The organism is Pseudomonas sp. QD4, assembly GCF_049199125.1.
Taxonomy (GTDB): domain Bacteria; phylum Pseudomonadota; class Gammaproteobacteria; order Pseudomonadales; family Pseudomonadaceae; genus Aquipseudomonas.
Map to the genome: position 1 here is coordinate 1,935,978 of NZ_JBLZOM010000002.1, position 15,558 is coordinate 1,951,535.

A 15,558-nucleotide genomic window follows, 5' to 3' on the forward strand; every position below is an offset into this window, starting at 1 on the left:
GCAGACGAAGACTTTGACTGGAGTGGTTATGGTTGATCGGCACGACTATGTGGCCCTCGAATGGGTCAAGGGCGAAATTGCCGAGACCCTGAAGCAGGCCTATCAGGCGCTGGAGCATCTGCTCGATGAGCCGTTGGCGGCCGACGCCATCGGCCAGTGCCTGGAGGGCATCCATCAGGTCCATGGCAGCCTGCAGATGGTCGAGTTCTATGGCGCGGCGCTGCTGGCCGAAGAGATGGAGCAACTGGCCCTGGCCTTGCAGCAGCACCGCGTGTCCCAGCGTGACGAAGCCATCCGCCTGTTGTTGCAGGCCATCACTCAACTGCCGCAATACCTGGACCGGGTGCAAAGTGCGCGGCGCGACCTGCCGCTGGTGGTGTTGCCGCTGCTCAACGACCTGCGCAGTGCCCGTGGCGAGAGTCTGCTCTCGGAAACCAGCCTGTTCAGCCCCCTGCTGCCCAGCCTCGCGCCGCTCGACGCGGCGGCCCTGGCCGAGCTGGATCCGGGGCAATGGCAGGTCTTGTTGCGCAAACTGCGGCATATGTTGCAAACCGCGCTGGTGGACCTGCTGCGGGAACAGGATGTGGAAAACAGCCTGTCCTATATGACCCGCGTGTTCGAGCGCCTTGAAGCCTTGTGCCAGAACGCGCCGCTGGGGCCGTTGTGGCAGATTTCCCTGGCCCTGGTGGACGGCATGCGCCATGAGGTGGTGGCCAACAGCCCGGCGGTGCGCAGCCTGCTCAAGGATGTCGACCGCCAGCTCAAGCGCCTGTTCGAGGAAGGCATCGCCGGGGTCAACCAGCCGGCGCCGGACGAATTGCTCAAGAGCCTGCTGTTTTACATCGCCAAGGCCCGTCATCCCACCCCGCAGATGCAGATCATGAAAGAACGCTACGCCCTGGACGACGCGCTGCCCGACAGCGCCCTGGTCGATGAGGAGCGCGCACGCATGGCGGGCCCCGACCGCGACGCCATGCGCTCGGTCCTGGCCGCGCTTTGCGAGGAGCTGGTACGGGTCAAGGAGCGCCTGGATCTGTTCGTGCGCAGCGACCGGCAGCACGCCGATGACCTGGACAGCCTGCTGGCGCCATTGCGGCAGATCGCCGACACCCTCGCGGTGCTGGGTTTTGGCCAGCCGCGCAAGGTGATCATCGACCAGTTGGCGGTGGTCCAGAGCCTGGCCCAGGGCCAGCGCGAACCCAATGACGCGGTGCTGATGGATGTGGCCGGCGCCTTGCTGTATGTCGAGGCGACCCTGGCCGGCATGGTCGGCACCGTGGAGCCTGAAAGCCGCGAAGAAAGCCGCCTGCCCACCACCGACCTGACTCAGATCCACCAATTGGTGATCAAGGAAGCGCGGCTGTGCCTGCAACAGGCCAAGGACCTGATCGTCGAATACATCGACGCCGATTGGGACCGCGAGCACCTGTTGTCCTTGCCCGAGCTGCTGACCCAGGTGCGCGGGGCGCTGGCGATGATTCCCCTGAGCCGCGCCGCGAGCCTGCTCGAAGCCTGCAACAGCTTTATCCGTGAACACCTGCTGCCCGACCCGGTCCGCCCCGAGTGGCAGCAACTGGACAGCCTGGCCGACGTGATCACCAGCATCGAGTATTACCTGGAGCGCCTGAGCGAAGACCCCGAGGCCCCCGGAGAGAAAATCCTCGATGTGGCCGAGCAGGGCCTGGCCGTGCTGGGTTATGTGCCGGTCGAACAGGTGCCACTTCTCGACGATGTGCTCAGCCCCGGCGAAGCCCTGGTGATGCAGGACCTGCAGGAACTCGACGACCCGCAGGTGGTGCAGTCCCTGGCTGATGTGCTGGCCAGCCCGGTGTCGGCCCTCAACCCGCCGGCGCTCAACACCCCGGGCAGCCTGCTGCCGCCGCCGCGGGACGAAGCACCGGTGGACGATGAGCTGCGGGAAGTGTTCCTCGAGGAAACCGACGAGGTGCTGGAGGTGCTGCGCGAGTACCTGCCGCGCTGGTCGGCCGATCCCGCGAGCAAGGCCGCGCTGAGTGAGCTGCGCCGCGCCTTCCATACCCTCAAGGGCAGTGGGCGCATGGTGCGCGCGCTGGTCCTGGGGGAGCTGGCCTGGGCCGTCGAGAACCTGCTCAACCGGGTGCTGGAGCGCAGCGTCGAGCCCGGGCCCCAGGTCTGGCAACTGCTGGGCGAGGTGGTGCAGCTGCTGCCGGAGCTGATCGCCGAATTCGCCGCCCAGGCCCAGCGTCAGCGTGACGATGTCGACCAACTGGCGGCCCGTGCCCATGCCCTGGCCAAGGGCGATGACGCCGAGCCGGTGGAGCACACGGCGAGCTGTGCTCTCGATCCGCAGTTGCTGGAGATTTTCCGCAATGAAGCGCAAACCCACCTCGACAGCATCAATCGCTTTCTCGACCACGCCGCCGAGCACCTGCCGTTGCAGGCCAGCGACGAGTTGCAACGGGCCCTGCACACCCTGAAGGGCAGTGCCTCGATGGCCGGGGTCTTGCCGATTGCCGAGCTGGCGGCGCCTCTTGACCAGTTGGCCCGGGAGTATCGCGCGCACCTGATCGCCCTCGACCTGGATGAAGTCGAGCTGCTGCTGGAGGCCGAGGGCCTGTTTCGCCGTGGCCTGAAGCAGTTGGGCAACGATCCCCAGGCGCCCATCAACGGGGCACGGTCATTGATCGACCGCACCCAGGCCCTGCTGGGCGAACGCCTGGAAAAACTCCTCAATTCCCCTACCAGCGGGCTGCGCATCAAGCGTGACCCGCAACTGATCAACAACTTCCTGGCCCAGGGCATGGACATCCTGCTGGACGCCGAAAACCTGTTGCGCCGCTGGCAGCAGCACCCCGGCGCGCGTCAGGAACTGAGCGCGCTGCTGGATGAGCTGACGACCCTGGGCGAGGGCGCGCACCTGGCCGACCTGCAACCGATGGATGAGTTGTGCGAAGCCTTGCTCGACCTGTATGGGGCGGTGGAGGAAAGCAGCCTGGCGGTCAGCGAGCGCTTCTTTCACGAGGCCGAAAGCGCCCATGAAGCGCTGATCAATATGCTCGACGAGCTGGCCGCCGGGCAGGTGGTCAGCCCGCAACCGGCGCGGGTCAGGGCCTTGCGCGAGTTGCTCGAGGAAGGCCTGGACCCGACGGCCACCGGGCTGATCCGCAGCGACGGCAGCCGCACCCTGAGCATCAGTGAACTGGGGGCTGCCACCGCCGAGCTGGGGCAGGCTGCGGACTTGCCGGAGCAGGACGATGAAATTGTCGCGATCTTCCTCGAAGAGGCAGTCGATATCCTGGAAAGTGCGGGCCAGGCCCTGCAACGCTGGTTGTCCGACCCGGACAACGGCGCGCCGCTGTTGTCCTTGCAGCGCGACCTGCACACCCTCAAGGGTGGCGCACGCATGGCCGCCGTCGGGCCGGTGGGCGACCTGGCCCATGAGCTGGAAAACCTGTACCAGGGCCTGGTGGACCGCCGTTACCAGCACAGCTCGGAACTGGCGCAGCTGCTGCAGCACAGCCACGATCAACTGGCAGTACTGCTGGAGCAGTTGCAGCGACAACAGCCGTTGGATGAACCGCAGGAACTGATCGAGGCCATCAGCCGTTTCCGCCAGCGGGCGAGTGTCGCCCCCGAGGTCGTGGAGCCATTGGCCGACAGTGATTCGGCCGCCCATGACCCGGAGCTGCTGGAGATCTTCCTCGAGGAAGGTTTCGACATCATCGACAGCTCTGCTGCGGCGCTGGTCCGCTGGCAGGCCGAGCCCCAGGGGCGGCAGGAGGTGGAAACCCTGCTGCGTGACCTGCACACCCTCAAGGGTGGGGCGCGGATGGTGGAAATCGCCCCGATCGGCGACCTGGCCCATGAGCTGGAGTTTCTCTTCGAAGGCCTGTCCTCCGGGCTGCTGCACGCCACCCCCGCGTTGTTCAGCCTGCTGCAAAGCAGCCACGACCGGCTGGCGCAGATGCTCGATGCGGCCCGCGCGGGGCAGCCGATCAAGCCCGCCGACAGCCTGATCGAAGCGATCCGGGCGTTTACCCATCCTTCTGTCGAGCCCAGCCCGCCGCCAGCGCTGCTCAGCCTGCCGCCGCCGAGCAAGCCTGAGACGCCTGTGCCGGTGGTCGAGGCTCCGGCCGGGGACATGGTCAAGGTGTCGGCTGAACTGCTGGATGACCTGGTCAACCTGGCCGGGGAAACCTCGATCTTTCGCGGGCGTATCGAACAGCAGGTCAACGATGCGCGGGTGGCCCTGAGCGAGATGGAGACCACCATCGAGCGCATGCGCGACCAACTGCGCCGGCTCGACACCGAAACCCAGGGCCGCATCCTCAGCCGCCAGCAGGTGGAGGCCGAGCGCCTGGGCTATGAAGAATTCGACCCGCTGGAAATGGACCGCCATTCCCAGTTGCAGCAGCTGTCGCGGGCCCTGTTCGAGTCGGCCTCCGACCTGCTCGACCTCAAGGAAACCCTCGACCGCCGCAATCACGACGCACACAACCTGCTGCAGCAGCAGGGGCGAATCAACACCGAATTGCAGGAAGGCTTGATGCGCACGCGCATGGTGCCGTTCGAACGCATGGTGCCGCGCCTCAAGCGCATCGTGCGCCAGGTCGCCAGCGAACTGGGCAAGGAGGTCGAGTTCGTCGTCGGCAATGCCGAGGGCGAGATGGACCGCAACGTGCTGGAGCGCATGGTGGCGCCCCTGGAACACATGCTGCGCAACGCCGTCGACCATGGCCTGGAATCGGCCGAGGCGCGGTTGGCGGTGGGCAAGCCGGCCCAGGGCCGGATCACCCTGGACCTGGCACACGAAGGTGGCGACATCGTTTTCGACATGCGTGACGACGGTGCCGGGGTGCCGCTGGAGGCGGTGCGCAGCAAGGCGATCAAGCGCGGGCTGCTGGACCCGAACCTCGAAATCAGCGACCGCGACGTGCTGCAATTCATCATGCAGCCGGGGTTCTCCACGGCGGAAAAAATCACCCAGATTTCCGGGCGCGGCGTGGGCATGGACGTGGTGCATGAAGAGGTGCGGCAGTTGGGCGGCACCATGAGCATCGACTCGATCCCGGGGCAGGGCGTGCACTTTCGGATTCGCCTGCCGTTTACCGTGTCGGTCAATCGGGCACTGATGGTGCAGTGTGCCGACGAGCAATACGCGATCCCGCTGAACACCATCGAAGGCATCGTCCGCGTACTGCCGGTGGAGCTCGACAGCTATTACCAGCTCGATCCGCCGCGTTATGAATACGCCGGTCAGCGCTACGACCTGTGCTACCTCGGCGAACTGCTGCACACCGTCGGCCGCCCGAAACTGCTGGGCCAGAGCCTGCCGCTGCCGGTGCTGCTGGTGCATTACAACGAGCACCGGATCGCGGTGCAGGTCGATGCCATGGCCGGTAGCCGGGAGATCGTGGTCAAGAGCCTTGGCCCGCAGTTCTCGGCGGTACAGGGGCTGTCGGGCGCGACCATCCTCGGCGATGGCCGGGTGGTGCTGATTCTCGATTTGCTGGCCCATATCCGCGTCCAGCAGAGCTGGTTGCCGCGCCAGCAGGTGGCGGGCAACGAGGAAGGGCCGGTAGAGGCCGAGCCGCAACGGCCGATGCTGGTCATGGTGGTGGACGATTCGGTCACGGTGCGCAAGGTCACCAGCCGCCTGCTGGAGCGTCACGGCATGAACGTGCTGACCGCCAAGGATGGGGTGGACGCCATGCTCCTGCTCGACGAGCACCTGCCGGACCTGATGCTGCTGGACATCGAAATGCCGCGCATGGACGGCTTTGAAGTGGCGATGCAGGTGCGCAGCGATCCGCGCCTGCAGCACCTGCCGATCATCATGATCACCTCGCGCACCGGGCAGAAGCACCGCGACCGGGCCATGGCCATCGGTGTCAACGACTACCTGGGCAAGCCCTACCAAGAGTCGGTATTGCTCGAAAGCATCGCCCTGTGGAGCAAACCCCATGCTTGACCACCGCGCCAGCAACCTGACCGGGTTGCTGTTGCCCCTGGCCGACCGGACCCTGGTCCTGCCCAATGTCGCGATCGCCGAACTGATCGATTACCAGCCCGGCTCGTTCGACCTGGATTCGCCGCCCTGGTACCTGGGCCTGGTGAGCTGGCGCGACCGGCAGATCCCGCTGCTCAGCTTCGAATCGGCCTGTGGCGGCAAGACCGTGATTGGCGACCGGGCGCGGATCGTCGTGCTCAACGCCCTGGGCGGGCGGCCGAACCTGGCGTTCATCGCCTTGCTGGTCCAGGGCATCCCGCGCTCGCACAAACTCGACAGCCAATTGAGCTACGTCGATGTGCCCTTGTGCGCCCTGGAAAAAGCCGCGGTACAAGTGGCCGAACAAGTGGCCAAGGTCCCCGACCTGCTGGGGCTCGAAGCCTTGCTGGTGGCGTCGGGGCTGGTGCCGGGAGAGGGCTGAGCCTGCTTAGCCGGCAAGCAGGGCGCTGCGCACTTCCATCAGGGCAAACCCCAGCAGATTGAGCCCGCGCCATTTCTCCGGCTGCGAGGCTTTCTTGTCCTCGGCGGCCAGGCCGATGCCCCAGATGCGGTCCACCGGGCTGGCTTCCACCAGCACCTGCTCGCCAGTGGCCAGCAGGAACTCAGCCAGTGCCGGGTGCTGGCTGAACTTGGCCAGGTTGCCGCGCACCACGATATCGAAGCACGCCGCGTCCCACTGTGCCCCGTCAAACCCCTGCACCTGACGCCCCAATTGCTTGGCATCGGCCGGGGTTGCCGCGACGAGGATCCGCTCCAGGGTCTGGGCGTCATCGAACAGACGGGCCTTGCCCGCCATCATGTAATGCTCGGCGCTGGCGTAACTCACCCCGTCGACCTCGAACGGCGTGGAGAACCACTGGCTGAAGCAGCTGTGGGTGACACGGCCATCCCGCGCCGGCTGGTGGCCCCAGAACATCAGGTACTCGGGCTTGAAGCCCTGCTGGAGTTGCCCCAGCAACTGCTCGACCGAGCGCACAGGAGGGAATGCGGTTTTTGCCATGAGAGTTCTCGTCACGTCGATGCCGGCCATTCATCGGCCGGGTGATTCGGGATGCAACTGTGGTGGGGTGGCAGGGTACTCCAACATCGGCGGTGCAGGCACTGCCTTCATGGCTGCGGCTTGAATCATTACTCTGAGCGTAACGATCCGCCGCTGGGCTTGATTGATGCCCCGAGCATTGCCTCCTAAGGTGGCTCCACGACAGCGAACCCGTGGAGTGAGCATGACAACAATAATATCCCCCGACTCGCGCTGGACGCGGCGGCGCAGCGAAAAGCAGCGGCGCCTCGAACAGGTGCGGGCCCTGGCCGATGGTGTGGTGTTGCCCACCGACAAGATCGTGGCGGCCCTGGAGGCGTTGATCCTGCCCGGGGACCGGGTGGTGCTGGAGGGCAACAACCAGAAGCAGGCGGATTTCCTGTCGCGCTCACTGGCCAAGGCCGACCCGGCCAAGCTCCACGACTTGCACATGATCATGCCCAGCGTCGGCCGTTCCGAGCACCTGGACCTGTTCGAGCGCGGCATCGCGCGCAAGCTGGACTTTTCCTTTGCCGGTACCCAGAGCCTGCGCATCAGCCAGTTGCTCGAAGACGGGCTGCTGGAAGTCGGCGCGATCCATACCTACATCGAGCTTTATGCACGGCTGGTGGTGGACCTGATTCCCAACGTGGTGCTCTCGGCCGGCTTCATGGCCGACCGCGCCGGCAATATCTACACCGGCCCGAGCACCGAGGACACCCCGGCGCTGATCGAGCCGGCAGCCTTCAGCGACGGTATCGTGATCGTCCAGGTCAACCAGTTGGTGGATGACGTCAGCGAGTTGCCGCGAGTGGACATCCCGGCGTCCTGGGTGGATTTCGTGGTGGTGGCCGACAAGCCGTTCTACATCGAGCCGCTGTTTACCCGCGACCCACGGCATATCAAGCCGGTGCACGTGCTGATGGCGATGATGGCGATCCGCGGCATCTACGAAAAACACAATGTGCAGTCGCTGAACCACGGCATCGGTTTCAACACCGCGGCCATCGAGCTGATCCTGCCCACCTACGGTGAATCCCTGGGGCTCAAGGGCAAGATCTGCCGCAACTGGACCCTCAACCCCCATCCGACCCTGATCCCGGCCATTGAAAGCGGCTGGGTGGAAAGCGTGCACTGTTTCGGCACCGAATTGGGCATGGAGCACTACATCGCCGCGCGCCCGGACGTGTTCTTCACCGGCCGCGATGGCTCCCTGCGCTCCAACCGGATGTTCTGCCAACTGGCCGGGCAGTACGCGGTGGACCTGTTTATCGGCGCCACCTTGCAGGTGGACGGCGACGGCCATTCTTCCACCGTGACCCGCGGGCGCCTGGCCGGTTTCGGCGGGGCCCCGAACATGGGCCACGACCCCCGCGGCCGACGCCACGGCACCCCGGCCTGGCTGGATATGCGCGTCGATCAGAGCGACGCGCCCCAGGCCATGCTCGAACGCGGCAAGAAGCTGGTGGTGCAGATGGTCGAGACCTTCCAGGAAGGCGGCAAACCGACCTTCGTCGAGACCCTGGACGCGGTGGAAGTGGCGCGCAAGAGCGGCATGCCCCTGGCGCCGATCATGATCTACGGCGACGACGTCACCCACCTGCTGACCGAGGAAGGCATCGCCTACCTGTACAAGGCCCGCTCTCTGGAAGAGCGCCAGGCCATGATCGCCGCCGTGGCCGGGGTCACCGTCATCGGCCTGCGACACAACCCCAAAGACACCGCGCGCATGCGCCGTGAAGGCTTGATCGCCTTGCCCGAAGACCTCGGCATTCGCCGTACCGATGCCAGTCGCGAGTTGCTCGCGGCGAAAAGCGTCGCCGATCTGGTGGAGTGGTCGGGTGGCCTGTACCACCCGCCCGCCAAGTTCAGGAGCTGGTAATGCACGCATTCAATCTGCACGCGAAACCCCTGAGCCTGGCCGAGCGCCTGGCGGACCTGGCGGTCGACGCACTGATCGACGAGGCCGACCTGTCGCCCAAGCCGGCGTTGGTGGATCGTCGTGGCAACGGTGCCCACAGCGACCTGCACCTGGGGCTGATGCACGCCTCGGCCCTGTCCCTGTGGCCGGCGTTCAAGGCCATGGCCGACGCCGCCATTGAACTCGGCGCGATCGGTTTGCCATTGCGCGAAGCCCTGGGCCGCATCGGCCGTGAAGGCGAAGCGGCGATGCTGGTCACCACCGGCGGGGTCAATACCCATCGTGGGGCTATATGGGCCCTGGGCCTGCTGGTGGCGGCTGCGGCGCTGGAGCCTCAGGCCAACCGCGCCGGCAGCCTGGCCGTTCGCGCCGCACGCCTGGCGTTGCTCGATGATCGCCATGCCCCGCGTGCCCTCAGCCATGGCGCCCAGGTGGCGCAGCGCTACGGTGCACTCGGTGCCCGCGAACAGGCGCAGTTGGGGTTCCCAGCGGTGCTGCAACATGGCTTGCCGCAGCTTCAGCGCAGTCGCGCCCAGGGCCATGGCGAGCAGAACGCCCGGCTCGATGCCTTGCTCGCCATCATGACCACCCTGGTCGACACCTGCGTGCTGTACCGCGCCGGCGAGCAGGGCTTGCAGGCCATGCAGCGGGGCGCGCGGGCGGTGCTCGAGGCCGGTGGCAGTGCGAGCCTGGCCGGGCGTCGCCGCCTGCATGAGCTGGACCAACAGTTATTGGCCTTGAATGCCTCGCCCGGCGGCGCTGCGGACCTCCTCGCAGCCTGCCTGTTGCTCGACCGGATCGAGTCCGGCGACGCCTTTATCCAGGGAGCAGTGTGATGGAAACCTTGTCTTTTGAATTTCCCGCAGGGCCACCGGCTCGCGGTCGGGCGCTGGTGGGCTGTGTCGGCTCGGGCGACCTGGAAGTGCTGCTCGAACCCGGTCCGGCCGGCAAGCTGACGATCCAGGTGCAGACCTCGGTGAATGGCAGCGGGGCGCGCTGGCAGCATCTGTTCGAGCGTCTCTTCGACGGCCAGGTGCCGCCGGCGCTGGCCATCGATATTCATGATTTCGGCGCCACGCCGGGTGTGGTGCGCCTGCGCCTGGAACAGGGCTTCGAGGAGATCGGCCATGACTGACAGCGACCGCCTGTTGCACAAGCACAGCTTCGTCGAACTCGGCGCTCGCCAGCGGGCCAGGGCCTTGCTCGATGCCGGCAGCTTTCGCGAGTTGCTCGACCCTTTCCAGCGGGTCATGTCGCCCTGGCTCGTCCGCCAGGGCGTGGTGCCCCAGGCCGACGACGGGGTGGTGATCGCCAAGGGCAGCATCAACGGCCTGCCGGTGGTGATTGCCGCCATCGAAGGCACGTTCCAGGGCGGCAGCCTGGGTGAAGTGGGCGGGGCGAAGATCGCCGGCGCCCTGGAACTGGCCGCCGAGGACAACCGCAACGGCATTGCCACTCGCGCCGTCTTGCTCCTGGAAACCGGCGGCGTGCGCCTGCAGGAAGCCAACCTGGGGCTGGCGGCGATTGCCGATATCCACGCGGCGATTGTCGATCTGCGCCAGTACCAGCCGGTGATCGGCGTGGTGGCCGGCAGCGTTGGCTGTTTTGGCGGGATGTCGATTGCCGCCGGCCTGTGCAGTTACCTGCTGGTGACCCAGGAAGCGCGGCTCGGGCTCAACGGCCCGCAAGTGATCGAGCAGGAAGCCGGCCTTGAGGAGTACGACTCCCGCGACCGGCCGTTTATCTGGAGCCTGACCGGCGGCGAACAGCGCTTTGCCAGTGGCCTGGTGGATCGGTATGTGGCCGACGATGTGGCGCAGATCCAGCAGCAGGTCGGTGAACTGTTGGCCCTGGGGTTGCCGGCGCAGCAGCGCAGCCGCCAGGCCGAACACTACCTGGGCTGCCTGGCGCGGCTGGATACCGCGCCGCAAATCGAACCGGCGACGGTTCGCGACCTGTATCAAGGAGACCGCTCATGAGTGCTTATTCCCTGCGCGGCTGGCACTGGTTTCAGGCCCTGAGTGCCGGCGCCACGCCCGTCACTGATGTGCCGGCATCGTTGAGCGTCGCGGACGGCCACCTGGCCGGGCAAGCGGTGCGTTTTATCGCCGTGGTGGCCGATCCGGACAACCGTTTCCCCCGGGCCCGCAACGGCGAAGTCGGGTTGCTGGAAGGTTGGGGCCTGGCTCGGGTGGTGGATGACGTGATCGCGGCCGATGCCGCGCACACCGAAAAACGCCCCCTGATCGCCATCGTCGATGTGCCGAGCCAGGCCTACGGTCGGCGTGAAGAAGCACTGGGCATTCACCAGGCGCTGGCCGGGGCGGCCGACAGTTATGCCAGGGCGCGGCTGGCCGGGCACCCGGTGATTGCCCTGCTGGTGGGCAAGGCCATGTCCGGGGCTTTTCTGGCCCACGGCTACCAGGCCAACCGCCTGATCGCCCTGCGTGACCCGGGGGTGATGGTGCATGCCATGGGCAAGGCTTCGGCGGCGCGGGTGACCCTGCGCAGCGTCGAGGAACTGGAAGCCCTGGCCGCCAGCGTGCCGCCGATGGCCTATGACATCGACAGCTTTGCCAGCCTGGGCCTGCTCTGGGAAACCCTGTCGGTGACTCAGATCGAACAACCCACGGCCCATGACCTGGCGCGGGTCAACGAGTGCCTGGTGCAGGCGATAGCTGATGTGCGCGCCACCGGGCATGACCTGAGCGGGCGGTTGGGCGCGAGCAATCGGGCAGCGTCGAGCCGGGTGCGCCAGCTGTTGCGAGAACAGTGGTGAGCCGCTTGCCACCCCAGCCCCATGACCTGCTTTGGGGCCTGACGCCCGAGCAATTGCCGGGCGATGCGCCAGCCTGGGTGGTGGCGGCCATGGCCGACGGCCAGCCGGTGGTGGTGCGCCGGGCGTTGACCGCGCCGGGGCAGGTGGCGGTGGGTGTGCGCGGGCGCCTGCGCGAGCAGCGTTATCCGACCCTGATGGCGCTGGCCTCCATCAGCCGTTGCGTCACGCCCGAAGCCCTGTGCGCAGTGGAGTCGGATCAGCCCTGGCCGGCGTTGCGGGCCCTGGCCCTGTTGCGCCCGCAGTTGGACGCGTGCGGCCTGGTGTGGGGCGTCAGCGGCAGCGCCGGGTTTGAACTGGCCAGCGGTGTGGCAGCGCTGCACCAGGGCAGTGACCTGGACCTGATTGCGCGCAGCGCCGAACCTCTGCCCCGGGCCCAGACCCGGCACCTGCTGGCGTTGCTGGACAGCGCGCCATGCCCGGTGGACCTGCAATTACAGACCCCCAACGGCGCACTGGCCCTGCGCGAATGGGCTGCCGGCGCCCGGCGTGTATTGCTCAAATGCGCGACGGGTGCTCGGCTGGTCGAGAACCCGTGGCAGGCCCTGGAGCATGTGGCGTGAGCAGCCTGCTGGTGTTTCCGGGCCAGGGCGCGCAGCAGCCGGGCATGTTGCAGCGCCTGCCGCCCAACCCGCTGGTGCAGGCCTGCCTGCAAGAGGCGGCGCAGGTGCTGGGCGAGGATCCGCTGACCCTGGACTCCCCCGCCGCCCTGGCCAATACCCGGGCCGTGCAACTGTGTTTGCTGATCGCCGGCGTTGCCAGTGCCCGACTGCTGCTGGAGCAGGCACCGGCGCCGGAGTACGTGGCCGGGCTGTCCATCGGCGCCTATCCGGCGGCGGTGGTGGCCGGGGCCCTGGAATTTGCCGATGCGTTGCGCCTGGTGAGCCTGCGGGGCGAGCTGATGCAGCGTGCCTACCCCGAGGGTTATGGGATGACGGCGATCATCGGTCTGCAACTGGCCACGGTGGAGGCCTTGCTGGCCCAGGTCCACTGCGAGCAGGCACCGGTGTACCTGGCCAATATCAACGCCGACAGCCAACTGGTGATCGCCGGCAGCGACGCCGCGATGCTGCGGGTGGCCGAGCTGGCCCGCGGTTGCGGGGTGGGCGTGGCCAAGCGCCTGGCGGTCAGCGTGCCGTCCCACTGCCCGTTGCTGGCGCAACCGGCCCAGGCGCTGGCCGAGGCCTTTGCCCAGGTGCCGATGCAGGCGCCACGCCTGGGTTACCTGAGCAGCAGCCGGGCGCGGCCGCTGCGCCAGGTGGAACAACTGCGCGACGACCTGGCGTTCAACATGTGCCGGGTGGTGGATTGGCGCGGCACCGTGCAAGGCGCGTATGAGCGCGGCGTGCGGCTACAGATCGAACTGCCGCCTGGTGCGGTGTTGACCGGGCTGGCGCGCCGGGTGTTCGAACAGGGCAGCGTGATCGCCTACGACGGTGCGCGCCTGGACACCCTGCAGGCGCTGTTGCATGAGGAGGTACGCCGCGACCGATAGAGCCCCGACTCAAGCTGGCGAAGCACAAAAACAACAACTTCGACGATGCACTTTGAGGACTACAACAATGATTATTTACGGTGTGGCGTTTCTGGCCTTTTGTACCCTGGTGGGTATTTTTATCGGCGAGCTGCTGGGCAAGATGATTGGCGTGCCGGCCAACGTCGGCGGTGTCGGTATCGCGATGCTGTTATTGATCGGCCTGGGCAGCTACCTGAATCGACGCGGCTGGCTCAAGGGCAAGTCCGAGCAGGGCGTGGAGTTCTGGAGTGCGGTCTATATCCCTATCGTGGTGGCCATGGCGGCCCAGCAGAACGTGTATGGCGCGCTCAAGGGCGGGCCCATGGCGATTCTCGCGGGAACCCTGGCGGTGGTGGTTGCCTTTGCCTTGGTACCCGTATTAGTGCGGATCGGCAATAAAGATCCCGAAGTGGTCCTGCCGCCGAAGACAGTAGGGTGATCGCCATGTACGAATCGATGATGAAAGTTATTACCGGTTACGGGCTGATCAGCGGTTTTGCGATTGTCGGCATCACCATGTGGGTCTCGTACTGGATCTCCAACACCTTTACCAGGGGCCGCCTGCATGGTTCGGCCATCGCCATTCTGCTGGGCCTGCTCCTGTCCTATGTCGGCGGCGCCTTTACCGGCGGGCAAAAGGGCGTGGTGGATATTCCGTTGCTCTCGGGGATAGGTTTGCTCGGCGGCGCCATGTTGCGCGACTTTGCAATTGTCGCCACGGCCTTCGGGGTCAGTATCGAAGAGCTCAAGCGGGCAGGCTTTGTCGGGGTGCTGGCGCTGTTTGTCGGGGTCGGCTCGTCGTTTATCGCCGGGGTTGGGGTGGCCATGGCGTTTGGCTACACCGACGCGGTCAGCCTGACCACCATTGGCGCAGGGGCGGTGACCTACATTGTCGGGCCGGTAACGGGTGCGGCGATCGGCGCGAGCTCTGAAGTCATGGCGCTGTCGATTGCGGCGGGGCTGATCAAGGCAATTCTGGTCATGGTCATGACCCCCTTCGTGGCGCCAATGATCGGCCTGAACAACCCTCGCAGCGCGGTGATTTTCGGTGGCCTGATGGGCACGTCGAGCGGAGTCGCGGGCGGCCTGGCCGCGACCGACCCCAAGCTGGTGCCTTACGGTTGCCTGACGGCGGCGTTCTATACGGCCCTCGGGTGCCTGCTGGGGCCGTCGCTGTTGTACCTGATCATGCGCGGTTTGCTGGGCTAAACGCTCTTGCCGGGCCGGCTCCTACAGGGGCGCGGCCTGGCGATTGGCGTACATCCGGCACTCGGCCAGCAGCGCCAGCAGGTTCGGATCACGCTCCTTGGCCTTGAGAAACACCACGCCGATATGCTGTTGCAGGCGATAACGCGCTTGCAGCGGGATCAGCTTGACCCGGTTCTCATACACCGCGGCAATTCTTCCCGGCAGCAAGGCATAACCCACCCCTGAACTGACCATGCTCAGCAGGGTGAAGATGTCGTTGACCTGCATCGCCACCTTCGGTTCGAACCCCGCCTGCTTGAACACCCGGACCCCGTCCTGGTGCGTGGCGAAACCCTGGGTCAGGGTAATGAAGGTAGCGTCGCGCACATCGCTGAGGTCGACTTCTGCCTGCTGGGCGAAGGGCGAATCGGCGGGGGTGGCGAGAAAGATATCGTCGGAAAACAGCGGGATCTGCTCGCAGTCCGGGTCACTGATGCTGTCATCCAGGGACACCAGGATCGCGTCGACTTCCATGTTCTTGAGCTTGTACAACAGGTCGATATTCGACCCCAGGATCAGGTCGATATTGAGTTCGCTGCGGCGGATCTTCAGACCCATGATCAACTGCGGCACGGTCTTCACCGTCAGCGAATACAGGGAGCCGAGCTTGAAGCGTTCGGCGGAGAACCCGGCGGCTTCACGGGTCAGGCGCACGCTTTCGACCACGTCGCCAATCAGCTTTTGCGCCCGTTCCTCGAGGACATAGGCGCTTTCCAGCGGCGTCAGGTTACGCCCCTCATGCTTGAACAGCGGGCAGCGCAGGGCACTTTCCAGGGAATGGATGGCCCGATGCACGCTGACATTGCTGGTGTGCAACTCGGCCGCAGCCCGGGTCAGGTTGCCGGTGCGCATGAAGGCGAGAAACACTTCGAGCTTTTTCAGGGTCAACTCTTCGTCGATCAGCATGGCGGCCACTCTTGTTCGATGGGCAGGATTGTGCCCGACGAACAGGGCCTTGGCTGGAGCTTTTTTTGCCCCATCTAGTGTGGGTAATGTTGCGCTTTCAGGCTCCAGGCCTGAGCCTTGCGTC

13 protein-coding genes are annotated in these 15,558 nt (G+C 66.0%); 11 read left to right on the forward strand and 2 right to left on the reverse strand.

Annotation, left to right across the window (positions count from 1 at the left end):
* Nucleotides 1–28 precede the first annotated feature (28 nt).
* Together ACOZJV_RS19970 and ACOZJV_RS19975 are read left to right on the forward strand one after the other, a co-directional pair.
* A complete protein-coding gene (locus ACOZJV_RS19970) occupies nt 29–5,950 on the forward strand; it encodes an Hpt domain-containing protein (protein ID WP_421548293.1) in 5,922 nt (1,973 codons plus the stop codon).
* Complete coding sequence (locus ACOZJV_RS19975) at nt 5,943–6,410, forward strand: chemotaxis protein CheW (RefSeq protein WP_078473544.1); 468 nt, start codon at nt 5,943–5,945, stop codon at nt 6,408–6,410. The genes ACOZJV_RS19970 and ACOZJV_RS19975 overlap by 8 nt, the downstream gene beginning before the upstream one ends.
* Nucleotides 6,411–6,416: 6 nt before the next feature.
* Here ACOZJV_RS19975 and ACOZJV_RS19980 read toward each other — a convergent pair whose 3' ends face one another.
* Nucleotides 6,417–6,989, reverse strand: a complete 573-nt coding sequence (locus ACOZJV_RS19980; RefSeq protein WP_421548294.1) for an NADAR family protein — start codon at nt 6,987–6,989, stop codon at nt 6,417–6,419.
* A gap of 223 nt (nt 6,990–7,212) precedes the next feature.
* Between ACOZJV_RS19980 and mdcA the strand changes: the two genes are divergently transcribed.
* The 9 genes from mdcA (at nt 7,213) to madM (ending at nt 14,489) form a co-directional block, all read left to right on the forward strand.
* Nucleotides 7,213–8,889, forward strand: a complete 1,677-nt coding sequence (gene mdcA, locus ACOZJV_RS19985) for a malonate decarboxylase subunit alpha (protein WP_078473546.1) — start codon at nt 7,213–7,215, stop codon at nt 8,887–8,889.
* Nucleotides 8,889–9,764: a triphosphoribosyl-dephospho-CoA synthase gene (locus ACOZJV_RS19990; RefSeq protein ID WP_078473547.1), complete on the forward strand. Its 876-nt coding sequence runs from the start codon at nt 8,889–8,891 to the stop codon at nt 9,762–9,764. The genes mdcA and ACOZJV_RS19990 overlap by 1 nt, the downstream gene beginning before the upstream one ends.
* A complete protein-coding gene (locus ACOZJV_RS19995; protein WP_078473548.1) occupies nt 9,764–10,063 on the forward strand; it encodes a malonate decarboxylase subunit delta in 300 nt (99 codons plus the stop codon). The genes ACOZJV_RS19990 and ACOZJV_RS19995 overlap by 1 nt, the downstream gene beginning before the upstream one ends.
* A complete protein-coding gene (locus ACOZJV_RS20000; RefSeq protein WP_421548295.1) occupies nt 10,056–10,907 on the forward strand; it encodes a biotin-independent malonate decarboxylase subunit beta in 852 nt (283 codons plus the stop codon). Before ACOZJV_RS19995 ends, ACOZJV_RS20000 begins: the two co-directional genes overlap by 8 nt.
* A complete protein-coding gene (gene mdcE, locus ACOZJV_RS20005; protein WP_421548296.1) occupies nt 10,904–11,707 on the forward strand; it encodes a biotin-independent malonate decarboxylase subunit gamma in 804 nt (267 codons plus the stop codon). Before ACOZJV_RS20000 ends, mdcE begins: the two co-directional genes overlap by 4 nt.
* Entirely contained in the window at nt 11,704–12,327 is a 624-nt protein-coding gene (locus ACOZJV_RS20010; RefSeq protein ID WP_421548297.1) for a malonate decarboxylase holo-ACP synthase, read from the forward strand. Before mdcE ends, ACOZJV_RS20010 begins: the two co-directional genes overlap by 4 nt.
* Nucleotides 12,324–13,259, forward strand: coding sequence for a malonate decarboxylase subunit epsilon (mdcH, locus tag ACOZJV_RS20015; RefSeq protein WP_078473552.1), 936 nt, complete (start codon nt 12,324–12,326; stop codon nt 13,257–13,259). The genes ACOZJV_RS20010 and mdcH overlap by 4 nt, the downstream gene beginning before the upstream one ends.
* 67 nt (nt 13,260–13,326) lie before the next feature.
* A complete protein-coding gene (gene madL, locus ACOZJV_RS20020; protein ID WP_421548298.1) occupies nt 13,327–13,719 on the forward strand; it encodes a malonate transporter subunit MadL in 393 nt (130 codons plus the stop codon).
* A gap of 5 nt (nt 13,720–13,724) precedes the next feature.
* Nucleotides 13,725–14,489: a malonate transporter subunit MadM gene (madM, locus tag ACOZJV_RS20025; RefSeq protein ID WP_421548299.1), complete on the forward strand. Its 765-nt coding sequence runs from the start codon at nt 13,725–13,727 to the stop codon at nt 14,487–14,489.
* A gap of 21 nt (nt 14,490–14,510) precedes the next feature.
* Here the strand turns inward: madM and ACOZJV_RS20030 are convergent, their stop codons facing one another.
* On the reverse strand, nt 14,511–15,434 hold the full coding sequence (locus ACOZJV_RS20030; RefSeq protein WP_421548300.1) for a LysR substrate-binding domain-containing protein: 924 nt from the start codon (nt 15,432–15,434) through the stop codon (nt 14,511–14,513).
* Nucleotides 15,435–15,558 lie beyond the last annotated feature (124 nt).

Coding starts and splice junctions, on each gene's coding strand:
- ACOZJV_RS19970 (WP_421548293.1), top strand. CDS start 29: ATGGTTGATCGGCACGACTATGTGGCCCTCGAATGGGTCAAGGGCGAA.
- madM (WP_421548299.1), top strand. CDS start 13,725: ATGTACGAATCGATGATGAAAGTTATTACCGGTTACGGGCTGATCAGC.
- ACOZJV_RS19980 (WP_421548294.1), bottom strand. CDS start 6,989: ATGGCAAAAACCGCATTCCCTCCTGTGCGCTCGGTCGAGCAGTTGCTG.
- ACOZJV_RS20030 (WP_421548300.1), bottom strand. CDS start 15,434: ATGCTGATCGACGAAGAGTTGACCCTGAAAAAGCTCGAAGTGTTTCTC.
- ACOZJV_RS19975 (WP_078473544.1), top strand. CDS start 5,943: ATGCTTGACCACCGCGCCAGCAACCTGACCGGGTTGCTGTTGCCCCTG.
- ACOZJV_RS20000 (WP_421548295.1), top strand. CDS start 10,056: ATGACTGACAGCGACCGCCTGTTGCACAAGCACAGCTTCGTCGAACTC.
- ACOZJV_RS19995 (WP_078473548.1), top strand. CDS start 9,764: ATGGAAACCTTGTCTTTTGAATTTCCCGCAGGGCCACCGGCTCGCGGT.
- ACOZJV_RS19990 (WP_078473547.1), top strand. CDS start 8,889: ATGCACGCATTCAATCTGCACGCGAAACCCCTGAGCCTGGCCGAGCGC.
- mdcE (WP_421548296.1), top strand. CDS start 10,904: ATGAGTGCTTATTCCCTGCGCGGCTGGCACTGGTTTCAGGCCCTGAGT.
- madL (WP_421548298.1), top strand. CDS start 13,327: ATGATTATTTACGGTGTGGCGTTTCTGGCCTTTTGTACCCTGGTGGGT.
- mdcA (WP_078473546.1), top strand. CDS start 7,213: ATGACAACAATAATATCCCCCGACTCGCGCTGGACGCGGCGGCGCAGC.